The organism is Spiroplasma endosymbiont of Ammophila pubescens (genome assembly GCF_964020965.1).
Lineage (GTDB): Bacteria > Bacillota_I > Bacilli_A > Mycoplasmatales > Mycoplasmataceae > Spiroplasma.
Genome location: NZ_OZ026611.1, coordinates 1,340,681 through 1,358,105, shown reverse-complemented (window position 1 = coordinate 1,358,105; position 17,425 = coordinate 1,340,681). Strand labels below are relative to the sequence as shown.

The following is a 17,425-nucleotide window of genomic DNA, read 5'->3' as shown; positions in this document are numbered from 1 at the left end:
AATTGTCAAATTCACAAAAAAGAATTATATTTGCTCGTGATTTTTTTATAAAAAAGTTAAATGAAAAATTAAATGATACTATGTCAGAAACTTCTAAATATAATTATCTTAATAAAATATACAAAGTTTTTATTGAACAATTTAACATATTAGCTGTAAAAACTGATGATATTAATGAAGCTTTTATTATTTTTAAAACTTTAAATGCTCGTGAGAAAGATTTAGAAACAGCTGACTTATTAAAAAATCATTTATTTAGAATTTCTGATTCAAAAATAGATGATATTAAGGAAGAATGAAAGATAATGCTTAGTAAACTAGGAAAAATTGATCCAACAACTTATATACGACATTATTGAAATTCTCAAAATAATTTTTTACGTGAAAAAGATCTTTATAAAATAATGCGTAAAAATATTACTTCTCCAAAAAATGTCTTGAGTTAGTGAAAGATCTATCTTTTTTAGCTGAAGTATATAGTAATTTAGTTAATCCGAGAGAGGAATCATATTTTTCAAATGATATTAATAAAAAATTAATAATATTAAAAGATTTGTCAGCAAAAACTTTTTATCCTATTTTATTAGCTTTAACAAAGCAGAATTTTGAGGATAAAGAAATATTAAAAATATTATCTGTACTAGAAGTTCTTGTAGTACGAAATTTTGTAGTAGCTCAAAAAGTAGCAAATATTTATGAACTTGAATTCTCTAAAATTGCATTTAAGATTTCTCAAGAAAAATTAATAAAAATTGATGATATAATTCAAGAAATTAATAAATGAATTGTATCCGATGATGATTTTAAACAAGCATTTTCAACTTTTGAAATTAAAAACAAATCAGCAATTAGGTATATTTTAAAAATGATTGATAGTAGCATTTCTTTAGTTGCGTCAGAAATGAAAATTATTGATGATAATGTTATTGTTAATATAGAACATATTTTGCCAGTAGATTATAGTTTATGAAAAGATGTAACAATAGATTTTCATGATGAATATTTATGACGTTTAGGTAACTTGTCTTTATTAGGTAGTGAATTTAATAAAAAATGTAGTAATTATCCTTTTGAACAGAAAAAATAAATTTATAAACAGTCATCTATTGAAATAACTAAAAAAATATTAAATTATAATAATTGGACAGAAAAAGAAATAAATGAACGGCAAAAATATTTTGCAAATATTGCAGTATATATATGAAAAAAATAGTTTTACATTTTATAATTTATTAAAAATATTTTAGTTGTAATAAGTATTTTAGGTTTGTTTGCAAAATAAACCTAACCAATGTGAAATTTTATTACAATTTTAGTTTTGCACTTTATAGTAAATTTATTTTAAAAAGAATTGAAATAATATTTGAAATTTTTAAATTATTACAAAAAACAAACAGAAATTAATTAGTATTAAAAATAAATCTAGTTAAGTAGTTTTCTTTTTATATTAACCATAATTAATTTACAAAATGTAGGAAGAAAGTAGGAATAATAATGGATAAAAAAGAAACAGCCGCTCTTACGAAAAAACAAAATTTATTATTTTTTTACACACGGGTTAAGTAAAAAAAACATTGGAATTATTACAATCTTATCATTAGCAGATTTATTTGTTTTTAGTGGGGTTTTATATTTACGATATATCATCCCTGATTTTGCTAGTTACTTAAAGTTAAATCAATCAGAATTTGATATTGTTATTTCGATTTATGGTTTAACTGCGTTGGTAACTCGGATCCCAGGGGGATATTTAGCAGACAGATTGAATGCAAAGATTATGTTTGTAGTAGCATTATTCATAACAGGGTTAGTCGGGATATGATGGACTACTTTAACATTACCAATTTTTGATGATATGGATAAAAGAATTCGATTAGGACAATTATATGTTATTTACTTATTATGAGGAATTTCAATTGCGGGTTTATTTTGAAATCCATTGTGGAAATTAGTTTCGCAAAATGTGCCAAAAGAAAAACAAGGAGCAGTCTATGGGTTACAAGGCAGCATTCTTGGTTTGTTTGGAGTGTTAGTTATTGGTGGAGCGGCAACGGGAGTTACAGAAGCAACTAAATCAACCGGTGTAACTGAAACGGCGCCATTTTTAATCTTTGCATATTTTATTTGTGGGATGGTAATTTTAATGGGAGTTTTAGCATTAATCTTTATTACACTGAAAAAACGTGAAGAAAAAGAAATAATTAAGTTTAGTAAGCATTTTTTTAACTTATTACGACCTTTTAAATTCTTGCGTGTCTGATTATGTGGAATTTTTGTCTTTGGGATGTATATGTTTCAATCGGTCTTTTCGTATTATATGAAAGATGTTTTAACTGTGATTGGGATTAATACAACGATTGTTGCTGTCCTTGGCGGAATTAGATCGTATGGTTTACGCTTTTTAGTTGCTAGTCCAGTTGATAAATTATCAGATAAATGAAAATCATATGTTTTAGGTTTAGTATTTATTTTATTAATTGGCATCTTAGCTTGTATTTTATTTACCTTAATTCCAGGTGAGGTGAAGCATGATTTAATCAACAACAAGCTGGAATTAAAATCTTATTTCATATTATAATGTGTGGATTATTTATCTTTATTGGTTGTATTCGGTGAGCGTTATTAACATTACGATTTGTTCAAATTGGTGAATTACCAATGGAAAAGAATAGCTATACTAGTACATTAGCTGTGATATCATTTTTAGCTTTTACCCCCGATGCTTGATTTAATTATTTGGCAGGAAAAATTGGTAAATTAGCTGGTAATTGAGATGATATAAATCAAAAATATAATTTACAAGGGTTACAAATCTTATTACTGATTACGATTGGATGTGCTTTGCTTGGTTTACTTTGTGGAGTTGTAGTTTATCTTCTAAATAAAAAAGAAATTAAGAAGTTGAATAAAACATCATTTCGTTGAAGAGAATTAGGCAATATTTAGGGGATAGAAATATCCTTTTTATATTGTTTTTATTTTATAGTAGAAAATAAAATTATTATGGAAGTTATGGAAGTTAATATTCCTTATGAAGTTAGGTTTAAAGAAATACAACCATCTCAGAATAATATTGATAATTTAGTGACTATTAGTAATAATTTAGATGCCTTGACTAATGTGCAAGATAAACTTGATGAGTATTTTATTATGTTTGTTAATAATATTTTAAAAGAACAAAATTTTAGGCTTATTGTACCAGCAGAAGTAAATTTAGATGCTGTTAGAAGGGTAAATATATTAAGAACAAATATTGAAAATAAGTTAAAAGAAGCAAATCTTTTGTTTAATAATATTAATTTTTTATTCTTTGACTTTGAATCAGTTTCTAACTCTTTTACAGAGAGATCTAATCGTCTTCCTTTTCGCAAATCGGATTCTACCTTGATGTGAGCGGAAGAGGGGTATAACCATGATAAATTGATACCAGAAAACTTTTTAAAATTTTATATAAAAAAAGCAGCGATATTAAGTGAAGAAAAGTATTATTATTTTGGAAACATAAAAAGCATTATTCCAGTTAATTTTACAATTGAAAATTTATTATTTAAATGTAATTTTTCTAGAATAAAACTAAAATTACCAGTTAAAATATTAAAGGAAAAAGATAAAGTTCACGAAAAGTTAGAAGAATTTGCTAAGGTGATAATGGCTTTTTGACATTATTATAAATTAGAAACATATAATGAGTATCATCGCCTTGTTTTTAAAATGCGGCAAAATGAGTTTGATGCATTAGTTGAAAGTGCTAGTGTTTTAGAAAAAAAATTAAACATAATAAGCCTTCAACCAATTTTTCAACCAATTTTTAATTTTTTTAAAAGCACATTAGATTCATCAGAAAAACCGTATTTTAGTCCTTTCATATCAAATCCTGGTAAAAAAAAGTTAATTTAATTAAAAATAATGTTTTTACTATTAAATTATTTCATTCCGAAATAGAATTATACGATAATGAAATATATAACTAGTACCAAGAGTGGTTAAACACCATGCCTCAACACTATTATGCAAACTTTTATTATAATAGTTTTGACTATAGTTTCTTTTTTCATTCTAATGATAATGAAAGGAATATTAATGATAGTGACTTTAGATTTTTACAGATACTAGAATTTAAGGTTGTATAATTTTATAAATTGAATAATTTAGTAATAAATTGGTATAGTAGATAACCAATGGCACATGCTGCAATTTTTATTGTATGAATGTGTTTTTTCTTTGTCATAGGACAACCTCAATAAGAATAAATAATTATATTATTGAATCCTTTTTATATTGTTTTTTATTTTATGGTAAAATTAAAATATCATTTAAAAAATTTAAATGCAACTTAGAATTAGCAATGAAAAAATAATTTTACCGTAATATTAACTTTAAAGAAATTTAATATGAAAATATATTTACTATTAAATAGAGAAAGGACAAATATTATGGAAAAGATGTTGTTAACAGCCATTCTTATGGCAACATCAATGAATGTGGTTCCGCCAAATTATCAATTCCAACAAAATAATGATTTAAAGAACATAATTATCGCTAAAGAACAAATAACATTAATAAATAATGATTTAATTTTGTTACAAACATATATTAATACATTTATGAAATTACAAAATGATAGTATTAATAGTCTTTCTTTTACAAGAGAGTTAATTAATAAAATTGATGAAGTTTTAGCAGAGGGAGATTATAAGAACATTGGGATAATCACTCGGTTGTATGAATTAAAAAAAGAATTAACAACAGCTAATTATAAAGCATTTATGGTTAATTCATTGTATGATTATAATAGTGATATTCGTGACAAAGTTAATAACAATTTACAAAATATGATTTTAATATTAGAAACTATTCGCAAAAAAGATCCAGCACAAATCTCACATTTAATTTCTTGCTGTAATGAACTAATTAATCGGATAAGTAATTTTAATCTTAACAACAAGGATAGCATTATTAGTTTTTTATTTGAAGTGATTCAATTTAAAGATGCAGTTATTCTGCAATTAACTAGTATAATAAATAATTTAATTAATATTACTAGTGATGAAAAATACAATATTATTAGAATTAAATTAGAAAAAATTAAAATTTTACAAAATAAAGTTAATGAATTAAAAAAGAGATTGAAATTGCTAAAATTGGAATAACAGAGGTAGAATCTTATGAATGAGATAACTTTCATGCAAAAAGAAAGGGCAACTTTAATTGATTACAATATTATCAACATCTCTGGGCATTTTGAGTAGAAACAATGCCTGATATTTATCATGAAATATCCTATCATAATTTCCCATCTTTTTATGATAATATTAGTGATGATTTTAGTAATAGTTCAATTTGAATTCATTTAGGTGAAACAACGAAAGATTCTGATGGTTGATGTGTATATCAGGATGCTAGTATTAAATTTAAAAATAAACATAATCTAGTAAAAGAGATTAAGAGATTTAATATTAAAAATGTAACTAATATTGGGATCTGATGCAATCAATACTTAGTAATTAAGAATTTTAAAACAACATTTCATTTAAATAAAAAATACATTGAGCAAACATTAGTAAATTTACAAGAACAATTGAAGAAAGTAAATGCTAATATTAACAAATTAGAAAATGAAATTCAACTACTAGAAAATTAAAAGTTAGAAGAAAGGACGTTTAATAAATGGCTAAAGTTAGGTGCAAAAAACTATTTTTTGAATATAAACATAAAAATATCCTTAGAGATATTAATTTAAATATTGATGACGGCCAAATTATTGGCTTGATTGGTCCAAACGGAGCAGGGAAAACAACTTTAATTAAAATTATTTTAGGGCTAATTAAAAAAGATCAGTCCTTAACCTTAAAATATGATGATTTTGTTGTTAATTCAAAAAAAGTTGGTTTTGCACCTGCAAATAATTTGTTTCAACGTAATATAAGTGCAAAAGATATTTTATTTTATCAAGCTTTTATAACAAAACTTAACTACCAAAAAGCAAATGAACTAATTCCGAAAGTGTTAAAATATTTTGATTTAACTGAGCATGCCCACAAAAGTTTTGCTAAATTTTCTAGTGGAATGAAAAAGAAGTTTTTATTAGCGTTAAGTTTAATTAATGATCCTGATTTATTAATTTTAGATGAACCAACAGCTAATTTAGACCCAGAGACTAAAAAACAGGTTTGTGAATTAATTTTTAAATTACATCAAAGAAATCCTAAAATAACAATTATTATTGCTTCCCATATTTTGTCAGAATTAGAATCGTTAATTAATTATGTTGTTATTCTTGAGGAAGGGCAAATTTTATGTAGTAAAAATTTTAATTATCAACAAGGAGACCTTGAAAAACTATATTATGATCAGCTTAAAAAAGTGCAAAAAGAACCTGAAGAAAAGGAGTTGTTTTTTTAATGAAGTTGTGGTTATTTTGTTTTAAAAAAAAATTTTAAATCAAAAATAATGTGGTTATGGTTATTTTTTGGTTTTGTGATAACATGAACCTTTTTTACTTTTTTCTTTTTAAACTATGAACAAGTCATTAAAAGTGGGAGTGTTACTTTTCTATTTTTTTTCGAATAATGTATTTGCTTTTTGCCCCAATTTTTGTAACATATTTAGTTATCATTAATTTTAAAGAAGAACAAAATAATGGAATTCTTCCTTTAATTCCTTATACTACTAATATTCGAAGTATTTTTTTAAAGCAATATATTCCATATCGTGGTGGTTATAGTATGTGGAAATTACAAACATTAGATTTAAGTTATCTTGAAATTAATGATTTTTTAGTTTCACATAATCAATATTATTTAGATTTATTAAAAAGTTTAGAAGAGAATAATTTAGATAAAAATATTAAAGCATTTTATCAAATGAGTAGTTATATCATCAATTCGCCGTTAATTGATAATGAAAAAACCATTAATACATTTGTTCAAAATGTTAAAAGTAATTTAGCATATAGTAATGAAAACAAGGTTTATAATGTTATTTTTAAGAAAAATGAATGAACAGAAAAATATGATTTTGGGTTAAAACTAAATATTAATCCATTAAATAAGGAAACATTAATTTCATTGTACCGACCTGGGCAAATTAATAATAATTTAAGTTCAAAAACTTATGTTAATACTATCAAGGAGCAATTATTAATAATTTTCTTAGTGAAGAAAAAGTTACCTTTTTTGAACAATATTTTTCATATTTAATTTTTAATCATTCAGCTTTTTTAAAAAATATTTTTAATGTTATAAATGATACTTTTATTACAAACCCAGAATTACAAGAAAAGTACTTGAGAGAATATATTTATAATAGTCGCAGTGCTAATGCAGTATGGGAAGGTTATATTAGCAAAATTGTTAAAAATGTTTATTTTGTTACTCACTTTGAGATTACGTTCAAGCAGTTGATTGATCCTTATACATTGTGGACATTTGCTCAAGGGTCTTTCCCAACTCAAGTTTTATATGATGTTCATAAAGTAAATAAGAATTATTATGAATATAATTTTCCAACATTGGCACCTAATAATAAAAGAAGTTTAATTGTAACATTAACAACATTGTTTGTTGTAAATACCTTTGCGATTTGGTTATTATGTTATTTATTTAATCGTTATAAATTTATGGATTATAGTTAAAATATTATTCTAATTTAAAAAAAAACAGAATATTGTTTATAAAGTGATATTTTATTTTAAGAAATATTTTAATTATTATTAGAACCTAATTTAGTTTTATTAGTCAAGAACATATAAGCATTGTCTAGTTTGCTATTTAGAAAATGATAAAGAGTTATGCATCTTAAATGATAATCATAATGACCAATATATAGTATAATTTAGTTGAGTAAAATTTATATTAATTAATAAATGATAAATATTTGATAGAGGTTAATGATGAATGAAATTTTTTTAAAAAATTATAAATATTTTAAAGATTTTGTAACTATGTTATCAAATTATAAAAATGAAGAAGAAAAATTATTTTTCAAAGTATTAAGTGATGATTTTTTAAGTGATAAGTATAATTTAATTTCAAAGTTAAAAAATGAAACAAATGCTAGTTTTTTTTAAACAAACTATATTTTATAAAACACTTTCAAATAGTTTAGATCAAAATAAGAATATAAAAAAAGATTTAATTTTTCCTGTCGGTATCAATTTAAGTCAATATGAAGCTGTTAAAAACATTTATAAAAATAACTTTTCTATTATTGAAGGTCCTCCTGGAACTGGTAAAACTCAAACAATTATTAATATTTTATTTAATATTTTCTTGGATAATAAAGATAAAACTGTTGCAGTTGTTTCCAATAATAATGATGCTGTTAAAAATATTTATGACAAATTAAAAGAAATGAAACTTGATTTTCTTTGTATATTTGCTGGAAATAGTGACAATATAGCTGAAGCTAAAAATAAATTTCTTAATTCTTGAGAAATGTTAAAAAATAATTATATTAATAATACTAAAATTGAAACATTACCAAAAATTAATATTGATGAAAAAGTTAGTTTATTAAAAAGATTTTAATGAATTAAATATACTACAAAATAAAGTACAGAAACAAAAGCAAGAATTTAATAATTCCCTTTATTTGTTGGAATCTTTAAATATAAATATTTCTGATATGACTTATTCTAAAAAAATTCAAAAAATATTAAATCAAAATAACATTCAGAAATTAAAATTAATTAAAAAGAAAATATTTAAAAAAGAAAAAATAAGTTTCTTCCAAAGCATTTTTTTAAAAAGAAATTTTAAAATTAAAATTAAAACTTTAAATAGCCTAGGTCAAACTCATTTAAATGAATGATTTAATTATAAATTGTCAGAACTTGAGTTAAGAATAACTACAAGTTCTATTTCCCACCTTCAAAATAAATTTAATGATCAAAGTTATGACGATGTCATTAAATATATTAAAAAAGCATCAATGAATAAGTTAAACCAAAAAATTAAAGATAGATTTGAAAATATTAAAATAACACAAAGTTTGATTGCTGATTTAAATAATAAAGAAAAATTTCAATCATTATCATCGTATATTTTTTATTATGCACCATTTTTACTAAGCACCATAACTTCTATTGGTACTTATTCAAATTTAAGTTATAAAACAATTGACTATTTGATTATTGATGAAGCTTCTCAAGCAACTTTTTTAAGTTGTTTACCAGTGATGGCAAGAGCAAGAAACATAATTATTGTTGGTGATTTAAAACAATTAGAACAAATTGATGATGAAAACTTTAAAAGGATTGATAAAAAATTATTAAAAAATCAAATTCAACCATATAACAAAGAATTATTAATTATTAACAATAATCTAATTAATGCAATTTCTTCATTATTTGCTGGTCAGGTTTCTAATGTTATTCTTCAAGAACATTATCGTTGTCATCCTGACATTATTAATTTTTGTAATGAAGTTTATTATGATAATAAATTAATTCCAATGACATATAAATTATATCCAGATAATTATAAAGCAATGAGTATTATTGAAGTTGAATCAAATGCTGGAGCTATTAGGCAAAATAGAAGTTGAATTTCAGAATCTGAAGCTTATATGGTTTATAATTTATTAAAACAAGAAGATAAATATAAGTATAACGATATTGGTGTCATTTCTCCTTATGCAGAACAATCAAAGAAAATTAAAAATTTAAGCTTGTCAATCTCAACATCTGTTGAGATTGACACTGTTCATAAATTTCAGGGAAGAGATAAGAAAAAAATTATTTATTGTACAACACAAGATAAAGTTTCAAATTTAGAATTTTCATCAAAGGCTAATTCGGTAAATGTTGCTGTATCTCGTGATAAATACGAACTTGTTGTTGTCGTTAATAAAAGAATTAGTGAAACTAATAAAAGCAATGATATTACAAGGTTAGTTAATTATATTAATGTTTTATATAAGGGAGAAACTGTTTTTAAACATAGGCTTTGGGTTTTTGCTACTCTATCTTCTAGTAATTATGAAATAGAAACACAACAAAAAGAGTTTAATGGTTTTATTGGCCAAACATCAGAATATATCTTTTCAAAACTTTTAGATCAATTAGTTAATCAAATTATAGATATTGAATATATAATGTTTTATAATTTAAAATTAGTTATTAAAAATCAAGATGGTTTTAATAATAGAGAAAAGCAATTTATTAATCATCCGTGAGCACATTTAGATTTTTTAATTTTTAATAAAATTTCAAAAAAACCAATAATAGCAATTGAAGTTGATGGACAACAACATAATAATTCAATTCAAGCATGACGTGACCAAGTTAAAGATAGAGCTCTTGAACAAAATGGAATTAAAATTTATAGAATTAAAACAATTTCACTTGACAATGAAGAAAAAATAATTAATGAAATAAAAAGTTTAATTATTTAATGTAAATGTGTATTAATTGTATATAAATTGTAAATATAAGTGTAAGTTAAGTACATTAAGTTTATTAATTCAATAATTGTACAAAAATATTTAATTTTCTAATAGTTTTTAGCGTTTTAAATTTTCTTGTATGTTATTACATACTTGTTTTAAAGCAATAATTATATATTTTGATATATTGATATTATTTATTTAAGGAGGTAGAAAAAATGGCAAAAAGTAAATGCAAAGTGAAAGTAAAATCTCACACATGTTCTTGCCCAAAACCTAAAAAAAGTAACAATAATTCTAATGCAAATTTAATAATAGATAAATTGTTTAAGTGAAAAATTTTAATATAATGACTAATTCATATTGCAATGTTCCAATTGGGATTGAATATTTTATTGATATTATTTTGTATGAATAATGACTAAGATAGAATTCTTGTATAATTTGATTTTTTAATTCTTGGTCATATTTATTAAATTTTTGTTCTTTTTGTGCCATTGTGTAAATTCCTCCTGAATAGTATTTTATCTTTTTTTCTGTTCTCATTTAGGGATACACATCGAAGCAAAATTAAGAACAGTAATTTTTGAAGCAGGGTTATCATTTACTTGCTTTTTTTGTCATAATTAAGCATAGTTCAATATGAACAGTTTGTAAATTATTGAAGCACTTTAAACAAAATGAGAAAAAATATGAAAAAATACTTCTGAGCTATTTTAATAAGTTCATTTTTAATTATTCCACTTGCTAGTATTATTAATTTTTTTACAAATAATAGTTTTAAAACATCAGATGATTTAAAACAAATTGTGGAGTCAAGTCGTGGTTGACCAGCAAAAGATATTAGTCAATTAAAAATTTGACAATTTTTATATAATGATACTCAACAAAAAATTGTTGCAACAAATGAGAAAATGATGGATGGTTTTTATAGTTTTTATTGTGATGAATATTATAAATATCGTGATACAGCGGAAGGCAACATTGGTAAACCTGGTTATGATGAAATTGATCTGCCCCTTGCTGAAATTAATGATTATATTGAGCAAAAGATTGTTTTTTCTTATGATATGCAAAAATTTATGGCCTTAAGTTTACGGTCATATTTTATTGAAGTATCAATTAATCAAATTCTTGATCCAACTAATAATAATATTAATCCGAATGAGTATTTAAACTTATAAGTTATGAAGTATTTTCAAGCGGGATTTTATTTTCAATGAGCAAAAATTTGGATTCAAGATTTAGGTCGAACAATTGAAAAATCAATTGATGTTAATTTTTATGTATTTGGATCATTAGTTCCTCGTGATAAGGATGGGAATTTGTTATGAACACAAGGGCCTGACCCAGTTGCTGCAGCAAAAGTAAAACCACGGTTAAAACTTGATGATGTGATGACAAATATGATTGATAAAGTTTATAACATTGTCTTTGGGAGGGAAAATTAAAAATGATTATTTTAGAAAATATTAGTAAACATTATGGGAAAAATCATGTTTTAAAAGATATTAATTTAGAAATTAAAGAAAGTGAATCAGTCGCTTTTTTAGGAGTGAATGGGAGTGGAAAAACAACCTTAGTTGAAATTATTTCTGGTGTCTTGAAACCTTCAAGTGGTAAGGTAATGTTTGTTAATGATAAATACTAAAAAGTTAAAAAAACTGTTGGGGTACAATTTCAAGATGGTTATTGGCCTTCAGGAACAACTCCTATGGATTTAATTAAATTTTATAAAGGACGTGGTTACTTAACAACTCCAGAAGGACAAAAATTAATTGAGATTTTTGAGTTAAAGAATTTGTTAAAAAAAGAAATTTCAGCTTTGTCTGGTGGACAACGCCAACGTTTCAATTGTTTTTTATCAATTTTAAATGATCCAGAAATTCTTGTCTTAGATGAATTAGTTACGGGGTTAGATTTAAAAATGTAAATTAAACTTGTTAATTTTTTAAAAAGTTGAAAAGACGAAAAAAAATTAATTTATTAGTTATTTCACATACCCCAGAAGAAGTTGAATTACTTTGTGACTGGGTTTTACTTTTAAAAGATGCTGAAATTTATAGTGACCAACTAATTACAGAAATTATTAAAAATAATGGTAGTTTACGGAAAATGTTAGTTAATTATTTTGAGAATGTTGTCGGCTATGAAACATAAAATACAATTTGAATTTAAACTATTATTTTCAAAATTAAATAAAACTAATAATTTATTGTTTAAAGCTATTTTTACAAATCCCTGCACATATATGTTTGTTTTTCTTTTTTCTGTCATTTTATCAGCAATTTGTTCATGGTTTTGAAATACTTATAGTTATTATGCTGTTTTACCACCAGTTTTAATTATTTTTTTGTCTGTTTCAGTTTTTACTAGTAGTTTTTATTTAGGTGCCTATTTATTAGAATGACGAAAAAAGAACTTTTTAAAACGAATTAAACTAATTAATTTGACAGAATATAATGTTATTTTTGTAATTTTTCTTTTAAATTTAACATTGTCAACAATTTCAATTTTATTAAATATTGCGTTATATAATTTGTATGCTTTAATTCCAATTTTTGGGTTTAGAATTGCATTATTATCTAATATTAGACCATTTATTTGAATCTTATATTTTATTGGAATTGTTTTGTTTACTTTTTTTCTAACTGTTTTGTATGTTTTTTAGCAACAGCATTACCAAGTCGTAATTTGTCATTTGCAATTTTAGCTATTGTTACCTTATTTTTTATTATTTTTTCAGATGTAATAATTCAGTCAACAATTACTAATCATCATTAGTTTTTCATTATCATTGGTTACTTATGCCCAGCTAAATATTTTATTTGATTTAATATGCTAATTACATCTTATCAGTTTATGGATCCGTTAGGCATTAGTCAAATTATTCAGGATTATAATACCGTTTCTTTTATTACATTTACCAGTCTTTGACAGTCACTACTAGGGATGATCGTTTTTACTGCTTTATTTGGGTATTTGGCAAAGCATTATTTTAATTGAGGAATGAGAGGAAAATAAGATGAAAAAAATATTTACTTATTTGGGGCTAATGACATTAATAACAAACCCGTTTACTTTAACTGTCGCTTGTACGATTGGAAATATTGATGGTAGTATTTATTTAAAAAGGTTACCTAATTTTAATTGAGAAAGTTCAGAATATGATGATGGTATTTTATTTGATAATAAAAATTCACAAAATATTTTAAATAGTAAAGGTGAACAAGTTGATTTAGGAACAGTTAACTCGCAATATTTAAATTCATATTGGGATTATTCAAAATTTAGTACTGGCTTTCAATAAGATCAAAATATTCGTAAGCAATCAGTAACGGGTGTACCGTTGAACAAAGGTTTTATGCCAAATGGTAATTATGCTGCAGATTTTGGCATTACTTCCGCTGCACAAAAGTACTTACGCCTTAATTCAATTTTAAATTGAGATCCAGCAACAGATTATGATGCAAAATATAATCAAGCAGAAATCCCATTACAGCAACGTACTTTTGTTGCAACGGTTAATTCAAAACAACAAAATCGGAATGTTAATTATAATCAATTAGGATTTTCATCTCGTAAACATCGAACTTTTGATAATACAATTGTTGGTACAAAAAATCCTTTTGAAAATACTAACTTGAACTAACAATATGTAAATGAATTTATTAATTGATCTGGTTCATGATTTGAAGGACCAATCATTCCGCCATCGGCTGATGTTATTGACGCAGCACATATTAATGGGACTCCAATTTATGGTAATGTCTTTTTAGATGGTTATCATGGGTTAACTCGAGAAATGTTAAAAGATTTTTTAGCACGCAATGCTGATGGAACATATAAAATTGTTGATATTTTAATCAAAATTGCCAAATATAATGGCTTTGATGGCTGATTTATTAATAATGAAGCAAATAGGAGTTCTCCTAATGGAACCATTTTAGATTATAATGAAATGTATCAAATTTTAAAAGAATTTAATTATAAAGTTGGAACTGCAACAGACCCCGATATTAAAAAATTGCAAATTATATATTATCGTAATGATGCAACTGTTTCAAAAAGTGCAACTGGTTATGATGATGCTGAAACAGTTAAAATGACAACAACTGGTTATCCACGAAATGGGGTTATTACCCCAACACAAGTACAATTAAATTTTGGAGAAACGCCAGATAAAACAAAAACCTTTTTAAAAGAAAATCCAAATTATCGTCCATCGGATTTATATACAATGATTGATGAATGAACAAATGCAAAATATTATGGTACCTATGATTTTCGCCAATTAGCTTATGCTTTATCAGCACATACAGGGCGTCCAACATTTAATCCAAATGTTTATACAAGTTTTTCATCATATATGGATAACGGGACTTCTATATTTGGGGGCTATGCTTATAATTGAATTAAAAAACAATGTTTTCATAATGAAACAAGAGCTTTTCTATTTGCAACACATGTTTCAAACTTATTTAATATGATTCATTATTCAGGAACAAATACATTTATTAGTGATAAAGATACGGGTTTACAAGCAAATCGGTTATGTAATGATTATACTAAGTTAGATCCAAAAATTGACTTTACTGCAGCAGCATTTGCGGATGATCCACGTATTAAAGTAAAAAATAAGGGCTCAGTTAATGATTTTCTGAAACAAAATATTTATGATTACGAATCAAACAATGGTTATAATTCAACTAGTTTTGGCGTTGGGAGTTTAGTCCAAGAAAGAACAACATTATTTGATGAAAATCAAGTTTTAAATAAATCGACTAATTTTTCAATAGGGAGTGGAATTAAGTTTGTTGATCGGGATGAACAAGGAAATGCTATTGTAGCAAATGATTATCTTTGGACAAATCGGCGCTTAACAGACATTCTTCCAACTTATCAATGGAAAATTTATGATGAAGAAAAAAAGGATCAACCTCTAAATATTAGTGAGATTACTGGGGTGTATAACTATGATAATGTTTATAAAAAAGGAAATTCAATTGCAATTGGTAGTGGTTTTGATGGGCTAGGAAAAGTTTTACCAGCAAAATGAAAGCAAGGTAAAGTTTATGATTGAGATATTATGGAAACTAATTTAATTAGTGATCAACATCAAGCTATTTTTATTTATTATGATGGTTCGAATGATAAAAGTAATGCTAATGTTAATTTTTGAATTACAACAACTAATCAAACAACAGGATAATCATCGGGACAAACTTTTAGTCCAACCCAAACTGAAAAATTAAAAGATGGGTGAGTAAAAATCTCATTTGATTTAAACCGCATTGGAAATGTGACAAAAACAAATCGGATTTCAAAAATTGGGTTACAAATTAAACCACAAAAAGAAGAATTTAAATTTAATGTTGGTGAATTTAGCATTACAACTGCGACAAACCAACAAAGTAATAGTGTTGATATTACTAATCCAAATGTTGAATATGCCATTAAACGCCATAATTCAACCAAAGAATGATTTAATCTTCGTTTTAGTTGAGAAAGTCAAAATGTAAGGAACATTAATTATTATGCAATATATTATTTTGCAGATAATAAATGATATCGAGTTGGTGAAACAACACAAAATTATTATTTTTTAAAAGACCTAACAAGTTTTCAACAAATCATTCAGTTAATGATTAAACCAGTTTATAACGATAACATTGCTACAACAGGTTTTGTCTTTAATGTTCAGGTATCATAAGAAGGTATTGATGAAAATTAGTCAGAATTATCAGATGTTTAATCGTTGTATTGTCTATATGTTTAAAACGATTTTAAAAACATCGCGAACATATATTTATATGGTTGTTACACCAATTATTTTAATTACTTTTGTTTATTTCTTTTGATATCAACAAATGTTAAAAACAAATCGCTATATTATGATTTCATCCTTTACCTTAATTCCAACGTTGTTTTTACTATTTCTAGGTTCATTTATTATTTGTGAATGACGTGATTCGGTGTTTTTAAAGTATTTAAAAAACTTTGGTTTAAATAAACTCCAGTTTATGGTATCTTTATTAATTGTCTTATTTACAATTACGTTTGTTATTATTTGGTTAATCGTGGGTTATTTATTCTTAATTGATTTAATTTTATTACATTGTTTTCACAATGATTTGGTTGAATTTTTGGTATTATTTTAAATATTTTATTAATGTTTTTGTTAGCATTTTTAGTTGCTGGTTCATTAAAAAATATTTATATCGTACAAACAATTAATATTTTAATTTTTATTTTATCTTTTTTGTTTGGTGACTTTTTAATTGATTTATCATATGCAACAACAACACCAGCAATCATTATTGGTTATTTTATTCCACAAAAATATATTACTTGAATTGTTTATATATTCTATACACAAAGTAATTATAATTCAAACGGCTTTTTCTTAATTGTCCCTTCTGTGGATCGGAGTTTAGCATTTACCTCAATTTATCAACCAATTTTTGGTACTTTAATTTTTATTAGTACAATTAGTATTTGTTCATACTTTACTTTTGTTAGTGGTTTTAAAAGATAGGGTTTACTGATTTTTATCAGTAAGACCTTATTTTAATGTATAATATAAAATAGTTTAATCCTAAAACAATTTATTTTTTATGTACACTTTTTTACATAGCCACTTCCTAAGTTGTTTTTCCATGCTTCATATTACCTCTTGTAAAATAAAAGAAAAATCAGTCACTTATCTTTGGACTGATTTTTCATAATTTAAAAATAATCAATAATTATTTTATAATTTCATATTTCATTGAAGTTTTATATAAATAATAAAATGGTTTATATATAAATGATTCGTAAAATATAAAATAAGTTCCATATCCTCCGCCATTAAAAAATATTTTATTTTCTTCTTTATTAAGAAAAACTGGTTTTGAATATCATACTGTCTCTGGGATAATTTTAAATGATTTTTCATTTATGTTAATATTATTATTTTTGAAATTTTCCCATAATTTTGATGTTAAGTTCATTGTTGTTAATTTTTTTTATTTGATATTTTCTATTAATATATTTCAAA

At 24.3% G+C, this 17,425-nt stretch carries 25 protein-coding genes and 2 pseudogenes; 25 read left to right on the top strand and 2 right to left on the bottom strand.

What is annotated here, in order from left to right; translation table 4 throughout:
• The first annotated feature begins 2 nt into the window (after positions 1-2).
• From ABNT63_RS08880 to ABNT63_RS08820, 13 genes and pseudogenes are all read left to right on the top strand, one after another.
• A complete protein-coding gene (locus tag ABNT63_RS08880; RefSeq protein ID WP_348735416.1) occupies positions 3-446 on the top strand; it encodes a GmrSD restriction endonuclease domain-containing protein in 444 nt (147 codons plus the stop codon).
• A pseudogene (locus ABNT63_RS08875) lies at positions 446-1,213 on the top strand (HNH endonuclease family protein). The gene ABNT63_RS08880 and the pseudogene ABNT63_RS08875 overlap by 1 nt, the downstream one beginning before the upstream one ends.
• A gap of 549 nt (positions 1,214-1,762) precedes the next feature.
• Complete coding sequence (locus ABNT63_RS08870) at positions 1,763-2,578, top strand: hypothetical protein (protein WP_348735415.1); 816 nt, start codon at positions 1,763-1,765, stop codon at positions 2,576-2,578.
• Positions 2,578-2,946: a hypothetical protein gene (locus ABNT63_RS08865; protein WP_348735414.1), complete on the top strand. Its 369-nt coding sequence runs from the start codon at positions 2,578-2,580 to the stop codon at positions 2,944-2,946. Before ABNT63_RS08870 ends, ABNT63_RS08865 begins: the two co-directional genes overlap by 1 nt.
• A gap of 57 nt (positions 2,947-3,003) precedes the next feature.
• A complete protein-coding gene (locus ABNT63_RS08860) occupies positions 3,004-3,897 on the top strand; it encodes a hypothetical protein (RefSeq protein ID WP_348735413.1) in 894 nt (297 codons plus the stop codon).
• A 536-nt stretch (positions 3,898-4,433) separates the two neighbouring features.
• Positions 4,434-5,150, top strand: a complete 717-nt coding sequence (locus ABNT63_RS08855) for a hypothetical protein (protein WP_348735412.1) — start codon at positions 4,434-4,436, stop codon at positions 5,148-5,150.
• A 104-nt stretch (positions 5,151-5,254) separates the two neighbouring features.
• Positions 5,255-5,641: a hypothetical protein gene (locus ABNT63_RS08850; RefSeq protein ID WP_348735411.1), complete on the top strand. Its 387-nt coding sequence runs from the start codon at positions 5,255-5,257 to the stop codon at positions 5,639-5,641.
• 26 nt (positions 5,642-5,667) lie between these two features.
• Positions 5,668-6,402, top strand: coding sequence for an ABC transporter ATP-binding protein (locus tag ABNT63_RS08845; protein WP_348735410.1), 735 nt, complete (start codon positions 5,668-5,670; stop codon positions 6,400-6,402).
• A 167-nt stretch (positions 6,403-6,569) separates the two neighbouring features.
• A complete protein-coding gene (locus tag ABNT63_RS08840; protein WP_348735409.1) occupies positions 6,570-7,199 on the top strand; it encodes a hypothetical protein in 630 nt (209 codons plus the stop codon).
• Positions 7,200-7,285: 86 nt separating this feature from the next.
• The gene (locus ABNT63_RS08835; RefSeq protein ID WP_348735408.1) at positions 7,286-7,633 is read left to right on the top strand and encodes a hypothetical protein; all 348 of its coding nucleotides are present in this window, start codon (positions 7,286-7,288) and stop codon (positions 7,631-7,633) included.
• A 258-nt stretch (positions 7,634-7,891) separates the two neighbouring features.
• Complete coding sequence (locus tag ABNT63_RS08830; protein ID WP_348735407.1) at positions 7,892-8,068, top strand: hypothetical protein; 177 nt, start codon at positions 7,892-7,894, stop codon at positions 8,066-8,068.
• Complete coding sequence (locus ABNT63_RS08825; protein ID WP_348735406.1) at positions 8,052-8,528, top strand: AAA domain-containing protein; 477 nt, start codon at positions 8,052-8,054, stop codon at positions 8,526-8,528. Before ABNT63_RS08830 ends, ABNT63_RS08825 begins: the two co-directional genes overlap by 17 nt.
• Positions 8,529-8,625: 97 nt before the next feature.
• A complete protein-coding gene (locus tag ABNT63_RS08820; protein ID WP_348735405.1) occupies positions 8,626-10,395 on the top strand; it encodes an AAA domain-containing protein in 1,770 nt (589 codons plus the stop codon).
• A gap of 318 nt (positions 10,396-10,713) precedes the next feature.
• Here the strand turns inward: ABNT63_RS08820 and ABNT63_RS08815 are convergent, their stop codons facing one another.
• Entirely contained in the window at positions 10,714-10,884 is a 171-nt protein-coding gene (locus tag ABNT63_RS08815; RefSeq protein ID WP_348735404.1) for a hypothetical protein, read from the bottom strand.
• Between the two features lie 182 nt (positions 10,885-11,066).
• On the opposite strand from ABNT63_RS08815, the gene ABNT63_RS08810 reads away from it, so the two are divergent.
• The 12 genes and pseudogenes from ABNT63_RS08810 to ABNT63_RS08755 all read left to right on the top strand — a co-directional run bounded on the left by ABNT63_RS08810 (position 11,067) and on the right by ABNT63_RS08755 (position 16,924).
• On the top strand, positions 11,067-11,570 hold the full coding sequence (locus ABNT63_RS08810) for a hypothetical protein (protein WP_348735403.1): 504 nt from the start codon (positions 11,067-11,069) through the stop codon (positions 11,568-11,570).
• A 3-nt stretch (positions 11,571-11,573) separates the two neighbouring features.
• Complete coding sequence (locus ABNT63_RS08805; protein WP_348735402.1) at positions 11,574-11,837, top strand: hypothetical protein; 264 nt, start codon at positions 11,574-11,576, stop codon at positions 11,835-11,837.
• A 2-nt stretch (positions 11,838-11,839) separates the two neighbouring features.
• Positions 11,840-12,319: pseudogene (locus ABNT63_RS08800) on the top strand (ATP-binding cassette domain-containing protein).
• Between the two features lie 26 nt (positions 12,320-12,345).
• Positions 12,346-12,546 (top strand): hypothetical protein, encoded by a 201-nt coding sequence (locus tag ABNT63_RS08795; protein ID WP_348735401.1) that lies wholly within the window; start codon positions 12,346-12,348, stop codon positions 12,544-12,546.
• Between the two features lie 91 nt (positions 12,547-12,637).
• A complete protein-coding gene (locus ABNT63_RS08790) occupies positions 12,638-13,057 on the top strand; it encodes a hypothetical protein (protein WP_348735400.1) in 420 nt (139 codons plus the stop codon).
• A gap of 167 nt (positions 13,058-13,224) precedes the next feature.
• Positions 13,225-13,410 carry a hypothetical protein gene (locus tag ABNT63_RS08785; RefSeq protein ID WP_348735399.1) on the top strand — a complete coding sequence of 62 codons (186 nt, stop codon included), beginning with the start codon at positions 13,225-13,227 and terminating at the stop codon, positions 13,408-13,410.
• A gap of 1 nt (position 13,411) precedes the next feature.
• Entirely contained in the window at positions 13,412-13,696 is a 285-nt protein-coding gene (locus ABNT63_RS08780) for a hypothetical protein (RefSeq protein ID WP_348735398.1), read from the top strand.
• A gap of 54 nt (positions 13,697-13,750) precedes the next feature.
• Positions 13,751-14,038, top strand: a complete 288-nt coding sequence (locus ABNT63_RS08775; protein WP_348735397.1) for a hypothetical protein — start codon at positions 13,751-13,753, stop codon at positions 14,036-14,038.
• Between the two features lie 18 nt (positions 14,039-14,056).
• Entirely contained in the window at positions 14,057-15,598 is a 1,542-nt protein-coding gene (locus ABNT63_RS08770) for an endo-beta-N-acetylglucosaminidase (RefSeq protein ID WP_348737175.1), read from the top strand.
• 90 nt (positions 15,599-15,688) lie between these two features.
• Positions 15,689-16,099, top strand: a complete 411-nt coding sequence (locus ABNT63_RS08765; protein ID WP_348735396.1) for a hypothetical protein — start codon at positions 15,689-15,691, stop codon at positions 16,097-16,099.
• Between the two features lie 10 nt (positions 16,100-16,109).
• Entirely contained in the window at positions 16,110-16,547 is a 438-nt protein-coding gene (locus tag ABNT63_RS08760; RefSeq protein ID WP_348735395.1) for a hypothetical protein, read from the top strand.
• Positions 16,548-16,558: 11 nt separating this feature from the next.
• Positions 16,559-16,924, top strand: coding sequence for a hypothetical protein (locus tag ABNT63_RS08755; protein ID WP_348735394.1), 366 nt, complete (start codon positions 16,559-16,561; stop codon positions 16,922-16,924).
• A 208-nt stretch (positions 16,925-17,132) separates the two neighbouring features.
• Here the strand turns inward: ABNT63_RS08755 and ABNT63_RS08750 are convergent, their stop codons facing one another.
• Positions 17,133-17,378, bottom strand: a complete 246-nt coding sequence (locus ABNT63_RS08750; RefSeq protein ID WP_348735393.1) for a hypothetical protein — start codon at positions 17,376-17,378, stop codon at positions 17,133-17,135.
• Between the last annotated feature and the right edge of the window lie 47 nt (positions 17,379-17,425).